13 protein-coding genes are annotated in these 17,569 nt (G+C 68.8%); 3 read left to right on the forward strand and 10 right to left on the reverse strand.

The annotated features are described in order from the left end of the window. Window positions 1-26: 26 nt before the first annotated feature. Both VD964_RS06200 and VD964_RS06205 read right to left on the reverse strand, forming a co-directional pair. The gene (locus VD964_RS06200; protein WP_324866651.1) at window positions 27-1,535 is read right to left on the reverse strand and encodes a leucyl aminopeptidase; all 1,509 of its coding nucleotides are present in this window, start codon (window positions 1,533-1,535) and stop codon (window positions 27-29) included. 290 nt (window positions 1,536-1,825) lie between these two features. Continuing rightward, complete coding sequence (locus tag VD964_RS06205; RefSeq protein ID WP_324866653.1) at window positions 1,826-3,223, reverse strand: RsmB/NOP family class I SAM-dependent RNA methyltransferase; 1,398 nt, start codon at window positions 3,221-3,223, stop codon at window positions 1,826-1,828. Window positions 3,224-3,578: 355 nt separating this feature from the next. On the opposite strand from VD964_RS06205, the gene VD964_RS06210 reads away from it, so the two are divergent. The 3 genes from VD964_RS06210 to VD964_RS06220 all read left to right on the forward strand — a co-directional run bounded on the left by VD964_RS06210 (window position 3,579) and on the right by VD964_RS06220 (window position 6,148). Beyond that, window positions 3,579-4,745: a murein transglycosylase A gene (locus tag VD964_RS06210; RefSeq protein WP_324866655.1), complete on the forward strand. Its 1,167-nt coding sequence runs from the start codon at window positions 3,579-3,581 to the stop codon at window positions 4,743-4,745. A 14-nt stretch (window positions 4,746-4,759) separates the two neighbouring features. Continuing rightward, the gene (locus VD964_RS06215; RefSeq protein ID WP_324866657.1) at window positions 4,760-5,305 is read left to right on the forward strand and encodes a GNAT family N-acetyltransferase; all 546 of its coding nucleotides are present in this window, start codon (window positions 4,760-4,762) and stop codon (window positions 5,303-5,305) included. A gap of 78 nt (window positions 5,306-5,383) precedes the next feature. Further along, on the forward strand, window positions 5,384-6,148 hold the full coding sequence (locus VD964_RS06220; RefSeq protein ID WP_324866659.1) for an RNA methyltransferase: 765 nt from the start codon (window positions 5,384-5,386) through the stop codon (window positions 6,146-6,148). Between the two features lie 144 nt (window positions 6,149-6,292). Here the strand turns inward: VD964_RS06220 and VD964_RS06225 are convergent, their stop codons facing one another. The 8 genes from VD964_RS06225 to VD964_RS06260 form a co-directional block, all read right to left on the reverse strand. Further along, window positions 6,293-8,842, reverse strand: coding sequence for an HWE histidine kinase domain-containing protein (locus VD964_RS06225; protein WP_324866661.1), 2,550 nt, complete (start codon window positions 8,840-8,842; stop codon window positions 6,293-6,295). A gap of 385 nt (window positions 8,843-9,227) precedes the next feature. Continuing rightward, the gene (gene recN, locus VD964_RS06230) at window positions 9,228-10,919 is read right to left on the reverse strand and encodes a DNA repair protein RecN (protein ID WP_324866663.1); all 1,692 of its coding nucleotides are present in this window, start codon (window positions 10,917-10,919) and stop codon (window positions 9,228-9,230) included. A gap of 8 nt (window positions 10,920-10,927) precedes the next feature. Then, window positions 10,928-11,743 (reverse strand): outer membrane protein assembly factor BamD, encoded by an 816-nt coding sequence (locus tag VD964_RS06235; protein WP_310112830.1) that lies wholly within the window; start codon window positions 11,741-11,743, stop codon window positions 10,928-10,930. A gap of 153 nt (window positions 11,744-11,896) precedes the next feature. Then, entirely contained in the window at window positions 11,897-12,622 is a 726-nt protein-coding gene (locus VD964_RS06240; RefSeq protein ID WP_324866666.1) for a protein phosphatase CheZ, read from the reverse strand. Window positions 12,623-12,833: 211 nt separating this feature from the next. Continuing rightward, the gene (locus VD964_RS06245) at window positions 12,834-13,997 is read right to left on the reverse strand and encodes a protein phosphatase CheZ (RefSeq protein ID WP_324866668.1); all 1,164 of its coding nucleotides are present in this window, start codon (window positions 13,995-13,997) and stop codon (window positions 12,834-12,836) included. Window positions 13,998-14,127: 130 nt separating this feature from the next. After that, window positions 14,128-14,493 (reverse strand): chemotaxis response regulator CheY, encoded by a 366-nt coding sequence (locus tag VD964_RS06250; protein ID WP_012974572.1) that lies wholly within the window; start codon window positions 14,491-14,493, stop codon window positions 14,128-14,130. Between the two features lie 286 nt (window positions 14,494-14,779). Beyond that, window positions 14,780-16,831: a M24 family metallopeptidase gene (locus tag VD964_RS06255; protein ID WP_324866671.1), complete on the reverse strand. Its 2,052-nt coding sequence runs from the start codon at window positions 16,829-16,831 to the stop codon at window positions 14,780-14,782. 247 nt (window positions 16,832-17,078) lie between these two features. Then, window positions 17,079-17,552 (reverse strand): TerB family tellurite resistance protein, encoded by a 474-nt coding sequence (locus VD964_RS06260; protein WP_149221993.1) that lies wholly within the window; start codon window positions 17,550-17,552, stop codon window positions 17,079-17,081. Window positions 17,553-17,569 lie beyond the last annotated feature (17 nt).

The raw sequence follows: 17,569 nt of genomic DNA on the forward strand, positions 1-17,569 counted from the left end.
TTCACGCACACATCAAGCCTCTGCCATCAAGCCTCGTGGAAGTCCGCCACGAAGCGGTCGAGCAGGCGCACGCCGAAGGCGGAGGCGCCCTTCGGCACCGTGGCGCTGTCCTTCTTCGCCCAAGCGACACCGGCGATGTCGATGTGTGCCCACGGCACGTCGTTGACGAAGCGCTTCAGGAACTGCGCCCCGACGATGCTGCCGGCGCCGCCGCCCGACCCGGTGTTCTTCATGTCGGCGGCCGGCGATTCGATCTCCTTGTCGTAGCCATCGCCCAGCGGCATGCGCCACACCGGCTGGCCTACCTTCAGGCCGGCGGCCGTCAGGTTCATGGCGAGGTCGTCGTCGTTGGCGAACAGGCCGGCATGCTCGTGGCCCAGCGCCACGATGACGGCGCCGGTCAGGGTGGCGAGATCGATCATCAGCTTGGGCTTGTAGACGTCCTGCGCGTACCACAGACAGTCGGCCAGCACCAGACGGCCTTCGGCGTCGGTGTTGATGACCTCGATGGTCTGGCCCGACAGCGAGGTGACGATGTCGCCCGGACGCTGCGCCGTGCCCGACGGCATGTTCTCAACAAGACCGACGATGCCGATGGCATTGACCTTCGCCTTGCGGGCGGCCAGCGCGTACATGGTGCCGATCACGGTGGCGGAGCCGCCCATGTCCCACTTCATGTCTTCCATGCCGGCCGCACCCTTGATCGAGATGCCGCCGCTGTCGAAGGTCACGCCCTTGCCGATGAAGGCGACCGGACGCTTGTCGTCGGCCTCCGGATTGCCGTTCCAGCGCATGACGACCACGCGCGGCTCGAAGGCGCTGCCTTGCGCCACGCCCAGCAGCGCGCCCATGCCGATCTTGCGCAGCCGCTTCTGGTCGAGGATCTCGACCTCGACGCCGAACTGCTCCAGTTCGCGGGTCTTCTCGGCGAGGCTTTCCGGATAGATGACGTTGGCCGGCTCCGACACCAGATCGCGGGTGAAGCGGATGGCGTCGGCCAGCGTGTCCAGCTTCTTGAAGGCGGCCTTGGCCGCACCCTCGTCCTCGACCAGCAGCGTCAGCTTGCGCAGGCTGGGCTTCGGCTCCTTCTTGTCGGCCTTCCGGTCGTTGGTCCGGTACTTGTCGAACTTGTAAGAACGCAGCTGCGCACCGAAGGCGATCTCGGCCGCCGCGGCGGCGGGCGATTGCGTGGCGCCGTCCGGCAGCTCGACCAGCAGCGCCGCCTCCTCGGTGGCCTTGTCCAGCGCCACGGCGATGGCGCCGCCGGCGGACTGCAGGATCAGGTCGCTCAGATCGGCACCCTTGCCGAGGCCGACCAGCAGGATGCGATCCAACTCGGTCCCGGCCGGGGCGAGGAGCGTCAGCGTCTCGTCCTTCTTGCCGTTGAAGCGGGCGGCGGCCATGGCGCGGGCCAGCGCCCCGCCGGTCTTCTGATCGAGCTCGCGCCCGATCGGGCCGAGGCCGCGATCGGCGGCGACGGTCACGGCGAGCACGCCGGCAGCAGGCAGGGACGGCTTGGCGAAGGAGAACTTCATCTGGTCCTCTTGGGAGGTGGGGCGGATATGCCCGGACGAATTCAGCGGCGGAAAGCCTACCCCACCGATAAGGAGCGCGCCACCCCGGCTGTCAAGGGCGGGGGGAGTTGGCGACGAGATGCCCCCTCCCTCCCGCTTCGCGGGTCCCTCCCTCCCCCGCTTCGCGGGAGAGGGTGGATTCGCGATGCTGCGGCAGTCCCCTCTCCCGCGATCGGATCGGCCTTCGGCCGACCGAGGGCGGGGGAGGGTTAGGGAGGGGGCAATCGAAGCCGACTGCTCCCCCCAATCACTCACGCATCGATCGCCTTGCCCAGTTCGACCGGATCGACCTCGCCCTGCTCCAGACCGACGTCGGACACGCTCTCCTCCGACACGCTCTCTTCCGCGCGGCGTTCCAGCACGGCGGCGAAGAAGCCGTCGGTGTCGTGGCGGGCGGGCGTCAGACGCAGGTACGGACCCTCGACCGGCGGGGCGCCGGCCTCTTCCTCCGCCCACACCTCGGCGACCGGCTTGACGATGAAGTCGTGGTGGGTCTGCAGGAAGGCTTCGACCTGCGCCTCGTTCTCGTCATGCAGCATGGAGCAGGTGGCATAGATCAGCCGCCCGCCCGGCTTCACCAGACGCGCGGCGCTGTCCAGGATGTTGGCCTGCAGCGGCAGCAGCTGCTCCAGCCCCGGCCCCAACTGGCGCCAGCGGGCATCCGGGTTGCGGCGCCAGGTGCCGGTGCCGGAGCAGGGAGCGTCGACCAGCACGCGGTCGAACTTGCGCTTGTGGCGCTTCACCCAGGGGTCGCGCTCGCTGGTCAGCGGATGCGCTTCGATGTTGTGCAGGCCGGCGCGGCGGAACCGCTCGGCGGCGCGCTTCAGGCGCTTGTCCAGCACGTCGCAGGCGACGACGCGGCCCTTGTTCTTCATCAGCGCGGCGATGGCCAGCGTCTTGCCGCCGGCCCCGGCGCAGAAATCGACCACCTGATGGCCGGGCTTCGGCGCAACGGCCAGCGCCACCAGCTGCGAGCCTTCGTCCTGGATCTCGACCAGACCGTCCTTGAAGGCATCGACGCTGCCCAGCGGCGGCCTGCCCTTCACCCGCAGGCCCAACGGGGACCAGTGGGTGGTCTCCGCCGTGATCTGCGCCTTGGCCAGCGCCTTGATCGCGCTCTGCTGGTTCGCCTTCAGCGGGTTGATGCGGAGGTCGAGCGGCGCCGCCTCCAGCAGCTTCTCCATCTCCACCCCGAACCGGTCGCCGAGCGAGGCGCGCATCGCCGCTTCCGCCCACTCCGGACACTCCACCCGCACCGTTTCCGGCATGTCGGGGTGGTCCATCGTGTGGCTTTCCAGCTTGCCGACCATCGCCAGTTCGTCGTCGGTCAGGCGGGCGGGGGCGAACTTGCCGCCGCTGAACATCTCCAGCACCACGCCGGCGTTGCGGTTCTCTTCCAGCAGCAGATAGGCCAGCACGCGGGCGCGCGGGGTAGGACGCTCGTAGCCGCCGCGCTCGATCCACCAGCCGAGCCGCGCATGGCGACGCAGGATCGCGTAGGCCATCTGGGCGACGGCGGTGCGGTCCTTCGACCCGATGTAACGGCGGTTGCGGAAATAGGCGCTCATCACCGCGTCGGCGGGGCGAGGGGTCTCGTCGATCTCGGTCAGCAGATCGATGACCGCCTGGAGGCGGGCGGCGGGTGTCATGGCGTCTGGTCCCTTGGGGTGTCTCATGGCGGCGAACAGGACCGGGGCCGGCATGTTCCGGGTCGATGATCCGGATTTCGGGCGGTCCTTCGCGTATGGGCTGTCGATACCGCGTTTGCCGCGCGCTGTCACGCTTCGCCGCCGCGCGGCTGCCCAGACCGCGACTCGGGGATGCCGCTCCCCGTGACAACCGGCCGCGACCTATCCGAAAGTGCAGGTTGGGGATTGACGACTCGGGGTAACCACCGGCACAAACGATCGGGTGATGTGACCTTCGCGTGACCGGACCGGCCCTTGGCCGGCAGGCGGCGAGGTCTTCGACCGACATGACGGATTTTTACGGCGGAGTTGCGCGATGGCGGCTGCGGCTGGGGTGGCGTGTGCGCGTGTCTTGAAGCGGGCCGGAAGGCTGTCGCTGGTCGCGGGCCTTCTGGCGACGCTGGCGGCCTGCGCCGGCACCACTCCGATGGTCGAGGGCCAGCGCCCGACGGCACAGCGCCCGACGCTGGATCAGGTGGCGCCCGATTTCCGCCATCTCGCCGGCTGGATCGACGACGACCATGCTCAGGCGGTTCCCGCGGTCCAGCGCACCTGCGGCTGGGTGAAGAACCAGCCGCCGGGCAAGCCGCTGGGGCAGTTGCGCGCCGCCGGCACCACCGACGACTGGCGCGCCATCTGCGCCGCCGCCCGCGATTTGCCCCCCGGCGACAGCGAGGCAGCCCGCCGCTTCTTCGAGGCCTTCTTCGCCCCGCGCGATGTCGCCAACGGCGAGGACGGCCTGTTCACCGGCTATTACGAGATCGAGCTTCGCGGCAGTTGGACGCGCACCGAGCGCTACAACGTCCCGCTCTATCGCATGCCGCCGCGCGGCAAGAAGGGCCTGCCCACCCGTGCCCGGATCGAAGCCGGGGCGCTGAAGGGGAAGGGGCTGGAGCTGATGTGGGTGGACGACCCGGTCGACGCCTTCTTCCTGGAAATCCAGGGCTCCGGCCGGGCGATCATGGCCGACGGGTCGGTGGTCGGCATCCATTATGGCGGCCAGAACGGTCACAGCTATTACCCGATCGGCCGCCATATCATCGACCGCGGCGACGCCACGCCGGAACAGATGTCCTTGCAGACGATCCGCCGTTGGCTGAAGGACCATCCGGCCGAGGCACAGCGGGTGATGAACCTCAACCCCTCCTACGTCTTCTTCAAGGTGAAGTCCGAGGTCGGCGCCCGCGGCGCCCGCAACATGGAGCTGACGCCCGGCCGCAGCCTTGCGGTGGATGCCGAGCATATCCCGCTGGGCGTGCCGCTTTGGCTTGAGGTGCGCGATGCCCCGGTGCCGGGCGGTGCCATCAACCGGCTGGTGATGGCGCAGGACACCGGCGGCGCCATCAAGGGTCCGGTGCGCGGCGACCTGTTCTGGGGCCACGGGGCCCAGGCGGAGGAAGGGGCCGGCGTGATGAAGGCGCGCGGCCGCTACACCATGCTGGCGCCGCGCAACCTGTCGGTCGAGACCGCCCAGCGGAAGTGAGGACGGCGGAAGCGATGACGGTGGGTGGCGACATCCGGCTGGAACGGCTGACCGCCCTGCCCGACCGGGATGGGGCGCTGGCGGCGCTGGAGGAGATCTTCTTCGCCTCCACCACCCGGACGGAGTTCGCGTCGGATGCCGAGCGCGCCGCCTTCCTCGCCACCTGGACCGGCTGGTACGTGGATAATGCGCCGCGGGACATCTGGATGGCCGTGACGGCGGACGGGCTGGTGGTGGGCTACCTCACCGGCTGCAAGGACAGTGCGGGCACGCCCGAACTTGCCCGCCGCATTCCGAAATACGAGGTCTTTTCCGACCATTTCGCCGCCTACCCCGCCCATTTCCATGTGAATGTCCGACCGGGATGGCGGGAGCACGGGCTGGGGCGCCGGCTGGTCGACCGCTTCGCCGAGGATTGCCGGGCCGACGGCCTGCCCGGCGTGCATCTGGTCACCGCCGTCTTCGCCCGCAATGTGGGGTTCTACCGGCGCGCCGGCTTCACCGACGCCTGCCAGCGCGGGCCGCTGCTGTTCCTGGGCCGGTCATGGGCCGGAACCTGAAGACCTGACTTCGGCTCCTGACTTTGGGGGCACGGCTGTGCTAGGCAGGGGCATATCCCTGCCGGAAAGTCCGTTGCCATGACCCGCCCGCCCCTGCTGATCGAAAGCCCGCAGAACCCGCAGTTCAAGCTGTGGGAATCGGCGCTGGAAAGCCGCGGGCTGAAGAAGAACAGCAAGTTCCTGCTGGCCGGGCTGAAGACGGTGCCGGAGGCGCTGCGCCAGCATCCCGAGCGGTTCGAGCGCATCCTGTTCACCGACCCGGCGCAGATATCGTCCTGGCGCCTGCCGCCGGGGGTGGAGCCTGTGCAACTCGCACCATCCCTGTTCCGGACGCTGGACGTGTCGGGCACCGGATTCCCGCTGCTGGTCGGCGCGGTGCCGAAGATGCCGGCCATCGACCTGTCGCAGCCGCCGCAGGGCTTGGAGCTTCTGTGCGCGCTGGGCGATCCAAGCAACCTGGGCGCGCTGCTGCGCAGCGCAGTCTCCTTCGGCGTGTCCCGGATCGTGCTGCTGGAGGGCGCGGCCCATCCCTTCCACCCCAAATGCCTGCGCGCGGCGTCCAACGCGCAGTTCGCGCTGACCCTGCTGCGCGGCCCGCGCTGGAGCGCGGTCAACGAGGCGGCGGGGCCGCTCTATGCGCTGGACGGCGGCGGCGAGGATTTGACCCGCTTCGACTGGCCGGCGGACATGAGGCTGATCCTGGGCGAGGAAGGCCAGGGCGTGCCGGCGGACTGCCCGGCGACGCGGCTGTCGGTGCCGACGACGGGCGCGGTGGAGTCGCTGAACGCCACCGTGGCGGTCAGCGTGGCGCTGTTCGCGCGGTATGCGGCCGTTAAGGGGTAGGCTTCGAATGCCCCCTCCCCAACCCTCCCCCGCGTTCCGCGGGAGAGGGAGCTAAGTGCAAGGGCGGCGGAGTTCCCTCTCCCTCGAAGAGGGGGAGGGTTAGGGAGGGGGCATTCGTCAGCCGACGCCTATCCTACCTCTCCCCTACCCCATCACCGACGCCAGCACCTGCACCACCTGATCCGACCCATAGGGCTTCTTGAGCACCGGCACATCCGCAAACCGCTCCGGCACCGCGGCGGACTCGCCATATCCGGTCGCAAACACGAAGGGGATGCCCAATTCCCGCAGCCGGTCGGCCACAGCCACCGAGGTCTCGTTGCCGAGGTTGATGTCAAGCACCCCGACCACCGGCGGATCGTCGTCGAGCAGGCGCAGGGCATGGCGGACGCCGGCGGCGGTGTTGACGCGGCTGGCACCGAAACTCAGCAGCACGTCCTCCGTCGCCATGGCGATGATCATGTTGTCTTCCAGCAGCAGCACCGGACCGTCGATGGAGAAATCCGCCGCCGGCACCGGCAGGCCGTTCCGGCCGCCGTCCGGCAGGCTGTCGGCGACGGTCACATACTGGGCCGGGATCATGAAGCGCGCCCGCAGGCCGGACAGCACGTAGGTCACCTCGGCCTCGCCCTGCAGGTCGTGGGGGACGGAGCGCTCGATCACCGTGGTGCCGAAACCGGTGCGGGTCGGTGCGCGGACCGGCGGACCGCCGTTCTCCTGCCAGTCGATCAGCAGCCGCCCGCCCTGGTCGATCGACCAGTCGGCCTCGACCCAGCCGCCGCCGTCGCTGAGCGCGCCGTATTTGGCGGAATTGGTCGTCAGTTCATGCACCACCAGCGCGAAGACGGAAAATGCCTGGGGCGCCAGCAGAACGTCGGGACCGGTCAGCCGCACCCGCTCGCTCTTGGTCGACAGGTAGGCACCGATCTCCGCGGCGATCAGCGAGCGCAGCGCAGCCGGCCCCCAATTGTCGGCGGTGATCTGGTCATGGGCGCGGGCCAGCGCCTCGATGCGACCGGCGACGATGGCGGCGAACTGCTGCACCGTTTCCGCCCCGCTCTCGCTCTGGCGCACCAGCGCGCGGACAAGGCTGAGGATGTTGCGGACGCGGTGGTTCAGTTCGGCGATCAGCAGTTCCTGCCGCTCGGTCGCCTCCTTGCGCGTGCGGCCGGCCACGTCGGCCAACCGCAGAACCACTTCCAGCAGAGTCACCCGCAGCGATTCGGCGCTGCGCTGGTCCAGGTCGCTCCAGGGCTGCGACCGGCCGCGCACGGTCTCCTTCCAGGCCTCGAAGCTCTTGCGTGGGGTCAGGCGCGGACCGTTGGGGCCATACTGCGCCGGCTTGGACGGGTCGCCGCCCCAGGTGATGGTGCGGACCAGTTCCTTGCGGAAGAAGACCAGATAGTCGCGCGGCGTGCGCGACACCGGGATGGCGAGCAGACCGCAGGCGCGTTCGGTGAAGTCGCGGGCCGGCGGATGGACCGTCCCCAGCTGGTCGGTGAAATACACCTTGCTGGGCGGGGTCCGGTGCAGGAAGCGCATGACGCCCTGCGTCTCCTCCCGCGTCGGCGTCTCGCCTTCCATCTGCAGCTGGCCGTCGATGCAGCAGGCGAAGCCGTCGCAGTGGATCAGCGTGCGCAGTTCGGTGGCGAAGGTGACAAGGCTATCCAGCGGCGATTCGCTGTCGGCCAGCATCGACATGATGCGGACATGGGCACGGCGCACCTGCGCCTCGCGCTGGTCCTCCTGCTCGCGCTCCCGGCCTTCAAGCAGGAGCGAGACCATCTGCCCGAACAGTTCGGCGGTGGTGCGCCGTTCGAAGGACAGCGAGCGGGCCTGCCGATGGTGGCAGGCGAACAGGCCCCACAGCTTGCCGTGCCGCAGGATCGACACCGACAGCGAGGCCCCGACCCCCATGTTGCGCAGATATTCGACATGGATCAGCGAGACGCTGCGCAGCAGGCTGAGCGACAGGTCCAGCGGCTGGCCGGTGGGGTCGAGCGCCGGGATCACCGGCACCGGCGGCGCGTTCACGTCGGCGATGCAGCGCAGCCAACTGCGCTCGTACAGCCGCCGGGCCTGCTGCGGGATGTCGGAGGCCGGATAGCGCTGGCCGAGGAAGCTGCCGATGCCGTGCACCGCCGACTCCGCGATCACCTCGCCCGCGCCGTCGGCATCGAAACGGTAGACCATTACCCGGTCGAAACCGGTCAGCGCCCGCATCTGGCGCGCCGCCTCGCGGCAGAAGGCGTCGAAGCCGCGGGTGTTCTGGACCCGCCCGATCATGGAGCGCAGCAGCGACCCGGAATCCTGCGGTCCCTCGCCCTCGCTGGGTTCCGCCTCAATCACGATGGAAGAACCGGAGAGATGGACGGCGACGTCGCAGACCGGGGCGGTTTCCGAAAGCTGGATACCGAAGGCGCGTTCGACGCTGCCGTTGATGTGGGCGACTTGCAACCTCCCGCGGATGGTGTGCAGCGCGTCCGCGTTGATCACGCGCGACAGCGGCGTGCCGAGCAGATCCTCGGCCACCACCCCCAGCCAGCGCGCGGTGTTGGCCGACGCGTGCACGACGATCCAATCGGCCGTGACGGCGATCAGGAAACCGGTCGGCTGGATCAGACCCAGCTGGTGGATGGGTTCCCGGTCGCAATCGGTGAGGTCGACAGACCCCGAAGGAACAGGGCTGCTCATCGAGCAAAGACTTCGGACAAACGCAACCTCAAGCGGAAGCTAGACCAGTGGCGCTTGTCACGCCCTGCCAAGGGATGTGTACAACAATTTAGACAGGACAATGGAGCGCCGCAACGCTCCAAAATGGCTATTCCTATGTTCTTATTAAGGCGCATTAACTTAACATAGGATAATTTTTGAAGAGTTCTGCGTCTGTTTCTGCCCAGTGAATAGTCATTTTTTCGAGGAACGATTCAGATATCTCGTCACGCTCGCACAACTCCGGATCGTGAGCCGCGCAACGGTTCGCCGGCATGACGGGGAGGATGCGCAAGCAAGCGCGCCGGGAGTCCAGGCCTGACGGCGGATTCCCGGCTTGCGGAAGCTTCGGCTGGAAAAATGAGGATCAGCCGCGGCCGGCGATCAGGCTGTCGGCCGCCGCACGGGCTTCGGCGGTGACCGTGGCGCCGGACAGCATGCGGGCGATCTCCTCGCGCCGCTCGTCGCCATCCAGTTCGGCGACGCCGGTGGTGACCTGCTCGCCCTTCTGCGACTTCTGGACCTTCAGGTGGACGGCGCCGCGCGCCGCGACCTGAGGGCTGTGGGTGACGACCAGAACTTGCAAGCCATGGCCCAGCGTTTCCAGCCGCTCGCCCACCGCCGCGGCGACGGCGCCGCCGATGCCGGTATCCACCTCGTCGAACACCAGCGTGCCGACGGTGGAGGTCTGGGCCAGCACCACCTTCAGCGCCAGCATGAAGCGGGCCAGTTCGCCGCCCGACGCGATCTTGTTCAGCGCACCCGGCGGGGAGCCGGGGTTGGTCGCGACCTGGAAGGCGATGCGGTCGATGCCCGACGCGTTCCATTCCGACTCGTCGAGCGGCTCGACCAGCGTGCGGAACTTGGCCTTTTCCATCTTCAGCGGCGCCAGTTCGCCGGCGACCGCGACGTCCAGCCGGCTGGCGGCCCCGCGGCGGGCGGCGCTCAGCGCCTCGGCGGCCTTGTGGAAGGCGGCGCGGGCCTGCTCGGCCTCCTTCGCCAGCTTGGCCAGCAGGTCGCCCTGATCCTCAATCAGCAGCAGGCGTCCGGCCATCTCCTCGCGCAAGGCGGCCAGGGCGTCGACATCCACGCCATGCTTGCGGGCGGCGGCGCGGAGCGCGAACAGCCGCTCCTCCAGCTTTTCCAGCGCCCGCGGGTCCATGTCGACACTGCTGGAGGCGGTCTGCAGGGCGGCGATGGCCTCCCCCGCCTCGGTCGCGGCACGATCGAGCGCGGCGATCACCGGGTCCAGCGTGCCGCCGGCCCGGTCGGCGATGCGGCTCAGCGTGCGGATGGCCGAAGCCAGAGCCCGTTCGACGCCACGGTCGCCCGAAAGCTCCGCATAGGCGGCGTTCATGCCGTCGACCAGCTTTTCCCGGTGCATCAGCACCGCGCGGGTCTCCGACAGCTCCTCCTCCTCGCCGGGCTTGGGGGAGAGCGCATCCAGCTCGGCCACGGCGTGGCGGAGATATTCCTCTTCGGAACGGGCGCGGGCGATGTCGGCGGCGGCGGAATGGCGCGCGTCCTCGACCTGCCTCCAGGCGCGGTGGGCAGCGGCGACCTGCGCCGCCTGCGCCGACAGGCCGGCATAGGCGTCCAGCACGCCGCGGTGGGTCTGCGGGTTCAGCAGGCCGTGGGTGTCGAACTGGCCATGGACCTCGACCAGTTCGGCGCCAAGCGACTTCAGCAGTCCGACGCCAACCGGCTGGTCGTTGACCCAGGCGCGGCTGCGGCCGTCGGTGTTGACGGTGCGGCGGATCACCAGCGAGCCGTAACCGGAGGCAGAGTCACCGGAATCGGCGTCGAGCCCCTGTTCCTTCAGGATGGCGAAGGCCGGGTGGTCGCCCGACAGCTCGAATTCCGCGGTGACGGTGGCCTGATCGGCGCCATGGCGCACCAACCCGGAATCCGCGCGAGCGCCGAGGGCAAGCCCCAGCGCGTCGAGCAGGATCGACTTGCCGGCGCCGGTCTCGCCGGTCAGGGCGCACAGGCCCTTGCGGAAGGACAGGCTCAGCCGCTCGATCAGGACGACGTCCCGGATCGTCAGCGACACGAGCATGGAGCGTCCTAGAACAGGGAGTTCCAGGCTTTGCTGATCCACGACTTCTCGTTTCGCTCGGGACGCAGATTGGCGTCCACCAGCAGTGCGTAGCTGTCCGTGTACCATTCGCTGCCGGGGAAGTTGTGGCCAAGCACGGCCGCGGCGGCCTTCGCCTCGTCGGTCACGCCCAGCGCCAGATAGCACTCCACCAGCCGGTGCAGCGCCTCCGCCACATGGGACGTGGTCTGGTAGTTTTCAACGACGACGCGGAAGCGGTTGATCGCGGCGGTGTACTGATGCTGACGCAGGTAGAAGCGACCGACCTCCATTTCCTTGCCGGCAAGGTGGTCGTTGGTCAGGTCGATCTTCAGCTTCGCGTCGCGGGCGTATTTGCTGTCCGGGAAACGGCGCACCACCTCCGACAGGGCGTCGAGCGCCTGCCGGGTCATCCGCTGGTCGCGGCGCACGTCGGTGATCTGCTCGTAATAGCACAGCGCCCGCATGTAATAGGCGTAGTCGACATCCGGGCTGCCCGGATGAAGCTGGATGAAGCGGTCGAGCGCCAGGATGGCGTCGTCGTACTTCAGATCCTGATAGTGGGCATAGGCGGCAAGAAGCTGCGCCTTGCTGGCCGAATCCGAATAGGGATGCTGCCGCTCCACCTCGTCGTAGAGCCTTGCGGCCTTCTTGAAGGCCTCCTCGCGCATCGCCGCGTCGGCTTCCGACAGAAGCTGGTCGGCCGGACGTTCGACATACGCGTCCTCCTTGGTGGAGGAGCAGGCGGTCAGGGCGGCGGACAGAAGGATGGCCGTCAGCGGCAGGCGGTACGGGCGAGGAAGCATCGTCGTCTTGGGCGCTTTCGAAGTTGCCCCTGTATAGCACGCCGGGGTGAGGGCGCCGCAAGCGGTAACGCGGGGGTGGGCCGGGCAATCGGATTTGAGGGCCGAAATATTGAGAAGCCCCTCTCCCCTTGTGGGAGAAGGGCTTTGATTTTCTTACCCGAACAGCGCGTCGATGTCGGCCTGACTGATGTTGCCGCTGTCGGGGGTGGCTTCGGCCGGGCCGTGCAGGTCGAGGTTCTCGTCCTTCTTGGTGACGGACGGCGGCAGCGGCATCGCTTCGAACTCGCGCTTGTTCCACAGGCCCATCATGGCGTCGACGCGCTCCTCGATGAAGGACATGGCGCGGACGACCTTGGTGATGCGCTGGCCGGTCAGATCCTGGAAGTTGCAGGCCTCGTAGATGCGGACGATGACGTCGACCATGTCGTTGACGCGGTCGTTGTGATAGCCCTCCGGCAGGGACGACTTCAGTTCCGACACCACCTCTTCCAACTCTTCGGCGCAGGCCATGATGGTGTTGGTCGCGGCCTCCGTCGCGGCGACGACGGCGCTCAGCTCCTGGCTGGCCTGCTGGAACTTGTCGTCGCCGGCCAGCGGGTGGCGGATGGCCGCCATCTCCACCTTGGTCGCCTTGATGCGGCCGGAGATGTCGGCGATCTCGACCTGGATCTGGTCGATCTGCGCCGCGTCCATGGTCAGGAAGCGGTCCAGCTTGGCGCCCAGGTCGCCGATGGCGCGCAGCACCTCGGTGTTGTCGGCCTGGACCACCTGGGCCGGCACCGGAAGCGCCGCTGCGGCGGCACCGTCTTCGATCAGGGCCTGGAACGGGTGCCCGGACTTGCGGGCTTTCTGAAGCTCGGCCATGAAGGGCTTGGTCATCTGCTTCATCCTCGGTCCCGCCTCTCGGAAACGGCCGCCTATGGCCTGGGTGGTGAATGTATGGGGTGGTGGAATGTCTGGTTGCGTACCGGGTCTGCGTTCTTGAGCCGTCGACCGCGCCGCATGGGGCCATCGGCCTGCCGGGCGGGTCAATCGGGGGAAACCTACGGGGGGAGAGATCGGCCGGACATGCCGGCGCGGCTTCCCCGCCCTATCCGAAGAGAGCGTCGATGGCAGCCTGATCGAGCGGCACCGGTGGCTCCGCCGCCGCGGGCGGCGGGGGCGGTGCGGCAGGCTTGGAAGCGGCCTTGGCCTTCGGCGCCGCGCCGGGCGGCTTCGGCACCGGCTTCTTCGCCGGGGCGGGCGCCGGAGCCGGGCTGTCGAACATGCTGTCGATATCGGCCTGACTCGCCTGTACCGGTGCCGCGGCAGGCGCCGGGGCGTCGAACATGCTGTCGATGTCCGCCTGGCTCGCCTTTACCGGCGCGGCGGCGGGTGCCGGGGCGTCGAACATGCTGTCGATGTCCGCCTGGCTCGACTGTACCGGTGCGGCGGCAGGCGCCGGGGCGTCGAACATGCTGTCGATGTCGGCCTGGCTCGCCTTCGCCGGGGCCGGCGGCGGGGGCGGAGGTGGCGCGGGTGCGGGCGCCGGAGCGGCAACCGGGCTGTCGAACATGCTGTCGACATCGGCCTGGCTGACGCCGTGGCCGTCCAACTGCGGACCGTTCAGCAGATGCGCGTCCGGCCGGCTGTCGGTCTGCTCTTCCTTGACGACGATGCCGGCCAGCCCATCCTCGCCCCAGATGCTGATCATGGCCATGACGCGCTGCTCGATGTAGCGGAGCGCGTTGACCACCTTGCTGGTGCGCTGGCCGGTCAGATCCTGGAACGAACAGGCGGTGAAGATGTCGTTCACCTGCGTGTCGATCTCGCCGCACATCGTCGGATCGGCCCCGCTCGCGCGCAGCTTGCCCGCCAAATCCATCAGCCGTTCGGCCGCATTCAGGATTTCGAAGGACGCGCGTTCGGTCGAGATGACGATGGCATCGAGTTCGTTCGTGGCGGAGAGGATCTTGTCGCCCGACCCGTCGGGGGGCCGCAGTGCCGCAACCTCCCGCCGCGCCTGTTCGATCGACGCCGCCATTTCCATCAGCTCGCGGCGCAGGACGCCGACATGCTTGCCGGCCTCCACCGCTTCGTTCTGCCGGTTCCAGGAGTCGCGGAACTCCTGGAGCATGGCGCGCACTTCCTCCGTCGCGGCCCCGAGGGACCGCCGGTGGAGCCGCCGCAGGAACGCCCTGCCCTTCGCCGAACGGGCGATGGCGTCCTCGATCTGCTCGAACTCCTCATCGGACAGCTGCGGAAGCTGCTCCAAACCGGTCCACTCCCCAAACTGGATTCGCCAGCCGCCCCAAGGACCGGGCGCTAGGCGGCATGTGCCGCCGCCCACCCGGACCGGTCACGATAAGCTTCGATCGTCCCTTGCGGGTTTTGCCCTTGCGGGATCAGCCGCCGATGACGGCCTGGATCTTCTGCTTCAGCGTGTCGGCGTTGAAAGGCTTGACGATGTAGTTGTTCACGCCGGCCTGCTTGGCGGCGATCACGTTCTCGGTCTTGCTTTCGGCGGTGACCATGATGAAGGGCGTCGCCGCCAGCTTCGCGTCGGCGCGGATTTCCTTCAGCAGTTGGAGGCCGGTCATCGGCTCCATGTTCCAGTCGGAAATGATGAGGCCGAACTTGCTCTCACGCAGCTTCGCCAGCGCCGACACACCGTCGCCGGCCTCGTCGATGTCGGTGTAGCCGATCTGGGTCAACAGGTTCCGCACGATGCGCCGCATGGTGGCGTAATCATCGACGACGAGGATCTTCATCTAGACGTCTCCGCAATAATCCGTTGCCGGTGTCTGTCCGGCCGTTACGCCCACCCGGCGCGGGGGCTGCGCCGTAATCCGGGAAGTGATGCCGACTGTAGTGCCCTAACTGCCGCCAAAAGTCATCCCCTTGGGACACACTGCATCAGCCTGGTAAAGAACGTGTTACCACGCGGGACATCATCTTGCCGAATCAGGGTCATCCCCACGTTCGATCACGTCCGGCCATCCCCGGATCGGGCCCGTGGGGGCGGCCGCACCCGATCCGATGCGGCCCACCCCCCGTTCACAGCGGCGCCGTCGCCCCGGCGAGCCAGCGGCGGGCCGCCTCGTCCAACAGGGGGGACAGCGACTCGCGCACCCGTGCATGATAGGCGTCGACCCAGGCGGCCTCCGCGTCCGACAGCAGCGCGCGCTCGATCAGCGAGCGGTCGATCGGCACCAGGGTCAGCGGTTCGAACTCCATCATCTGGCGCTCGGCGCCGGCCGGTTCGCCCTGCGGCTCCACCGGCTGGACGACGATCAGGTTCTCGATGCGGATCCCGTAGGCGCCGGTCTTGTAATAGCCGGGCTCGTTGGACAGGATCATGCCCGGCTGCAGGGCCACGGTGTTGCCGACCTTGGAGATGCGCTGCGGCCCCTCATGCACCGACAGGAAGCTGCCGACGCCGTGGCCGGTGCCATGGTCGTAGTCCAGCCCCGCCTGCCACAGCGGCATCCGCGCCAGCGCATCCAGCTGCGAACCGGTGGTGCCGCGCGGAAATCGCGCGGTGGACAGCGCGATATGGCCCTTCAGCACGCGGGTGAAGCGGTCGCGCATCTCCGCGGCCAGTGCCGGGTCAAGCTCGCCGACAGCCAGCGTGCGGGTGACGTCGGTGGTGCCGTCCAGATACTGCGCGCCGCTGTCCAGCAGGAACAGGCTGCCCGGTTCCAGCCGGCGGTCGGTCTCGGGCGTCACGCGGTAATGGACGATGGCGCCGTTCGGACCGGCCCCGGCGATGGTGTCGAAGCTGACGCCGCGGAACCGCTCGTTCTCACGCCGGCAGGCCAGCAGCCGCTCCACCACCGCAAGCTCCGTCAGTTCGCCCTTCGGCGCTTCCTCCGAGAACCAGTGCAGGAAGCGGACGATGGCGGCGCCGTCGCGGGTGTGGGCGGCGCGGGTGCCAGCCAGCTCCGCCGGGTTCTTGCAGGCCTTGGGCAAGGCGCAGGGATCGCCCTCGCGCTCCACCTTGGCGCCGGCCAGATGCAGCCGGTCGACGATCCAGGCCGAGGTGCAGGTCGGATCGGCCAGCACGCGGGCGGAGCCGCGGGCGACGGCGTCCAATGCCGGCCCAAACTCCTCCACCGGCCGCACCCGCACCCGGTTGCCAAGATGGGCGCGGGTCTGCGGCGCCAGCTTGCGCGGGTCGAGGAACAGGTCCACCGACCCATCGGCCGACAGGATGGCGAATGACAGCGGCAGCGGCGTGCAGGGCACGTCGGCACCGCGGATGTTCAGCAGCCAGGCGATGCTGTCCGGCTGGGTCAGCACCGCGGCGGCGGCCCCCGACTGCCCCAACTCGTCGGCCAGCCGGGCGCGCTTGTCGGCGGAGCTTTCGCCGGCCAACGCCTCGTCCTGCGGCACGACCGGGGTGAGCGGAGCCGGCGGCTGGCCCTGCCAAACCGAATCGAGCGGATTGTCCTCGCAAGGGATCAGCAGGATGCCGGCGCGTTCCAGAGCGGCGCGGGTCTTCTCCACCCAGCCGATGGTGTGCAGCCAGGGATCGAAGCCGAAGCGCCCGCCTTCGGGCAAGGCGGCGATGATCCAGTCGGTGACCGGATCCTCGACGAGATGCTTGTACTCGTAAAGGTCGGACGGGACCTCGCTGCGGACCTGCAGGGTGTAGCGGCCGTCGACGAAGATCGCGGCGCGGCCGGATGTCACCACCGCGTTGCCGGCGGACCCGGTGAAGCCGGTGAGCCAACCCAGCCGCTGGGCGCGCGGCGGCACATATTCGCCCTGATGCTCGTCGCCGCGCGGAACGATGAAGCCGTCGAGATCCCGGCGCTTCAGCGCGGCGCGCAGATCGGCCAGCCGCTGTGCCGGACCCGGCCGGGCCGCCGGGGCTTCCGCCGCGAGGACCGCCTTCAGCGCCTGGAGCTGTTCGGCCAATGCCGGCGGCAGGGTCTCGCCCACCAGCACCAGCCACGCCGCCGGGTCTTCCCCCTCCGGCGCGGCCAGCACGCCGGCCAGCAGCGCGCGGACATCCGCAGGGGAGCGGCCGGTCCCGGCCTCGGTCAACAGGGTCGCAAGGGCGTCGTCGCCACGGTAAGCGCCGGAGGGAGTCGCGCTGGACACGGAACGTGTTCCTCGGAAGGGTGAAGCCTGTGACCCCAGGCTAGGCACCCGGCCGGGCATGCGCAAGCGGCGGGGTGACGGCTATGCCGGTTGGGGTGGGGGGCAAAAGCGAATGCCCCCTCCCTATCCCTCCCCCGCTTCGCGGGAGAGGGGGTTGGACGCTTGCAGGAGTATGCAAAGGACAGCGGCAGTCCCCTCTCCCTCGAAGAGGGGGAGGGTTAGGGAGGGGGCACCCGAAGCAGCACCCCTACACCGGCAACCCCGCATCGTCCGGCAGCCCCAGCCGCTCCAGCACACGCTTGCGCGCCTCGCCGCGCTCGATGTCGGACACATGCAGAAGGCCGCCGATGCGGCGCAGCAGGCTGGCCTCCAGGTCGTTCAGCACGCCGTCGGCGTAGGCGACCTCCCACAGCATCTCGATGATCCAGACCCGGCGGCCGGGTGGGCAGCGGTTCATGATGATGCTGACATAGTGGTGGTAGGGCGACACGTCCTCGGTGTCGAAGACCGCGGCGGACAGCAGGTCCTGCGCCTCCTCCTCGTTCAAGTGGAAGTGGCGCTGCGCGACGGAGATGATGCGGTCGCGCTCCGCCTGGGTGATGGTGTCGTCGGTGCGCGCGGCCTCGACCATCAGGGCGGCGGCGGCGGCCTGCAGGGCGTCCTCGCCCGGCTCGGTGCCGTCGTCGTCGCCTGCGAACAAGGACCGGATGCGGTTCAGCATGGTGTCTCCCCAGGTGA

Source organism: Azospirillum sp. (assembly GCF_035628975.1).
Lineage (GTDB): Bacteria > Pseudomonadota > Alphaproteobacteria > Azospirillales > Azospirillaceae > Azospirillum.

What these genes read in the sequence shown, in the direction of transcription:
- VD964_RS06200 (WP_324866651.1), bottom strand. Translation starts at nt 1,535, where the DNA reads ATGAAGTTCTCCTTCGCCAAGCCGTCCCTGCCTGCTGCCGGCGTGCTC.
- VD964_RS06205 (WP_324866653.1), bottom strand. Translation starts at nt 3,223, where the DNA reads ATGACACCCGCCGCCCGCCTCCAGGCGGTCATCGATCTGCTGACCGAG.
- VD964_RS06210 (WP_324866655.1), top strand. Translation starts at nt 3,579, where the DNA reads ATGGCGGCTGCGGCTGGGGTGGCGTGTGCGCGTGTCTTGAAGCGGGCC.
- VD964_RS06215 (WP_324866657.1), top strand. Translation starts at nt 4,760, where the DNA reads ATGACGGTGGGTGGCGACATCCGGCTGGAACGGCTGACCGCCCTGCCC.
- VD964_RS06220 (WP_324866659.1), top strand. Translation starts at nt 5,384, where the DNA reads ATGACCCGCCCGCCCCTGCTGATCGAAAGCCCGCAGAACCCGCAGTTC.
- VD964_RS06225 (WP_324866661.1), bottom strand. Translation starts at nt 8,842, where the DNA reads ATGAGCAGCCCTGTTCCTTCGGGGTCTGTCGACCTCACCGATTGCGAC.
- recN (WP_324866663.1), bottom strand. Translation starts at nt 10,919, where the DNA reads ATGCTCGTGTCGCTGACGATCCGGGACGTCGTCCTGATCGAGCGGCTG.
- VD964_RS06235 (WP_310112830.1), bottom strand. Translation starts at nt 11,743, where the DNA reads ATGCTTCCTCGCCCGTACCGCCTGCCGCTGACGGCCATCCTTCTGTCC.
- VD964_RS06240 (WP_324866666.1), bottom strand. Translation starts at nt 12,622, where the DNA reads ATGACCAAGCCCTTCATGGCCGAGCTTCAGAAAGCCCGCAAGTCCGGG.
- VD964_RS06250 (WP_012974572.1), bottom strand. Translation starts at nt 14,493, where the DNA reads ATGAAGATCCTCGTCGTCGATGATTACGCCACCATGCGGCGCATCGTG.
- VD964_RS06260 (WP_149221993.1), bottom strand. Translation starts at nt 17,552, where the DNA reads ATGCTGAACCGCATCCGGTCCTTGTTCGCAGGCGACGACGACGGCACC.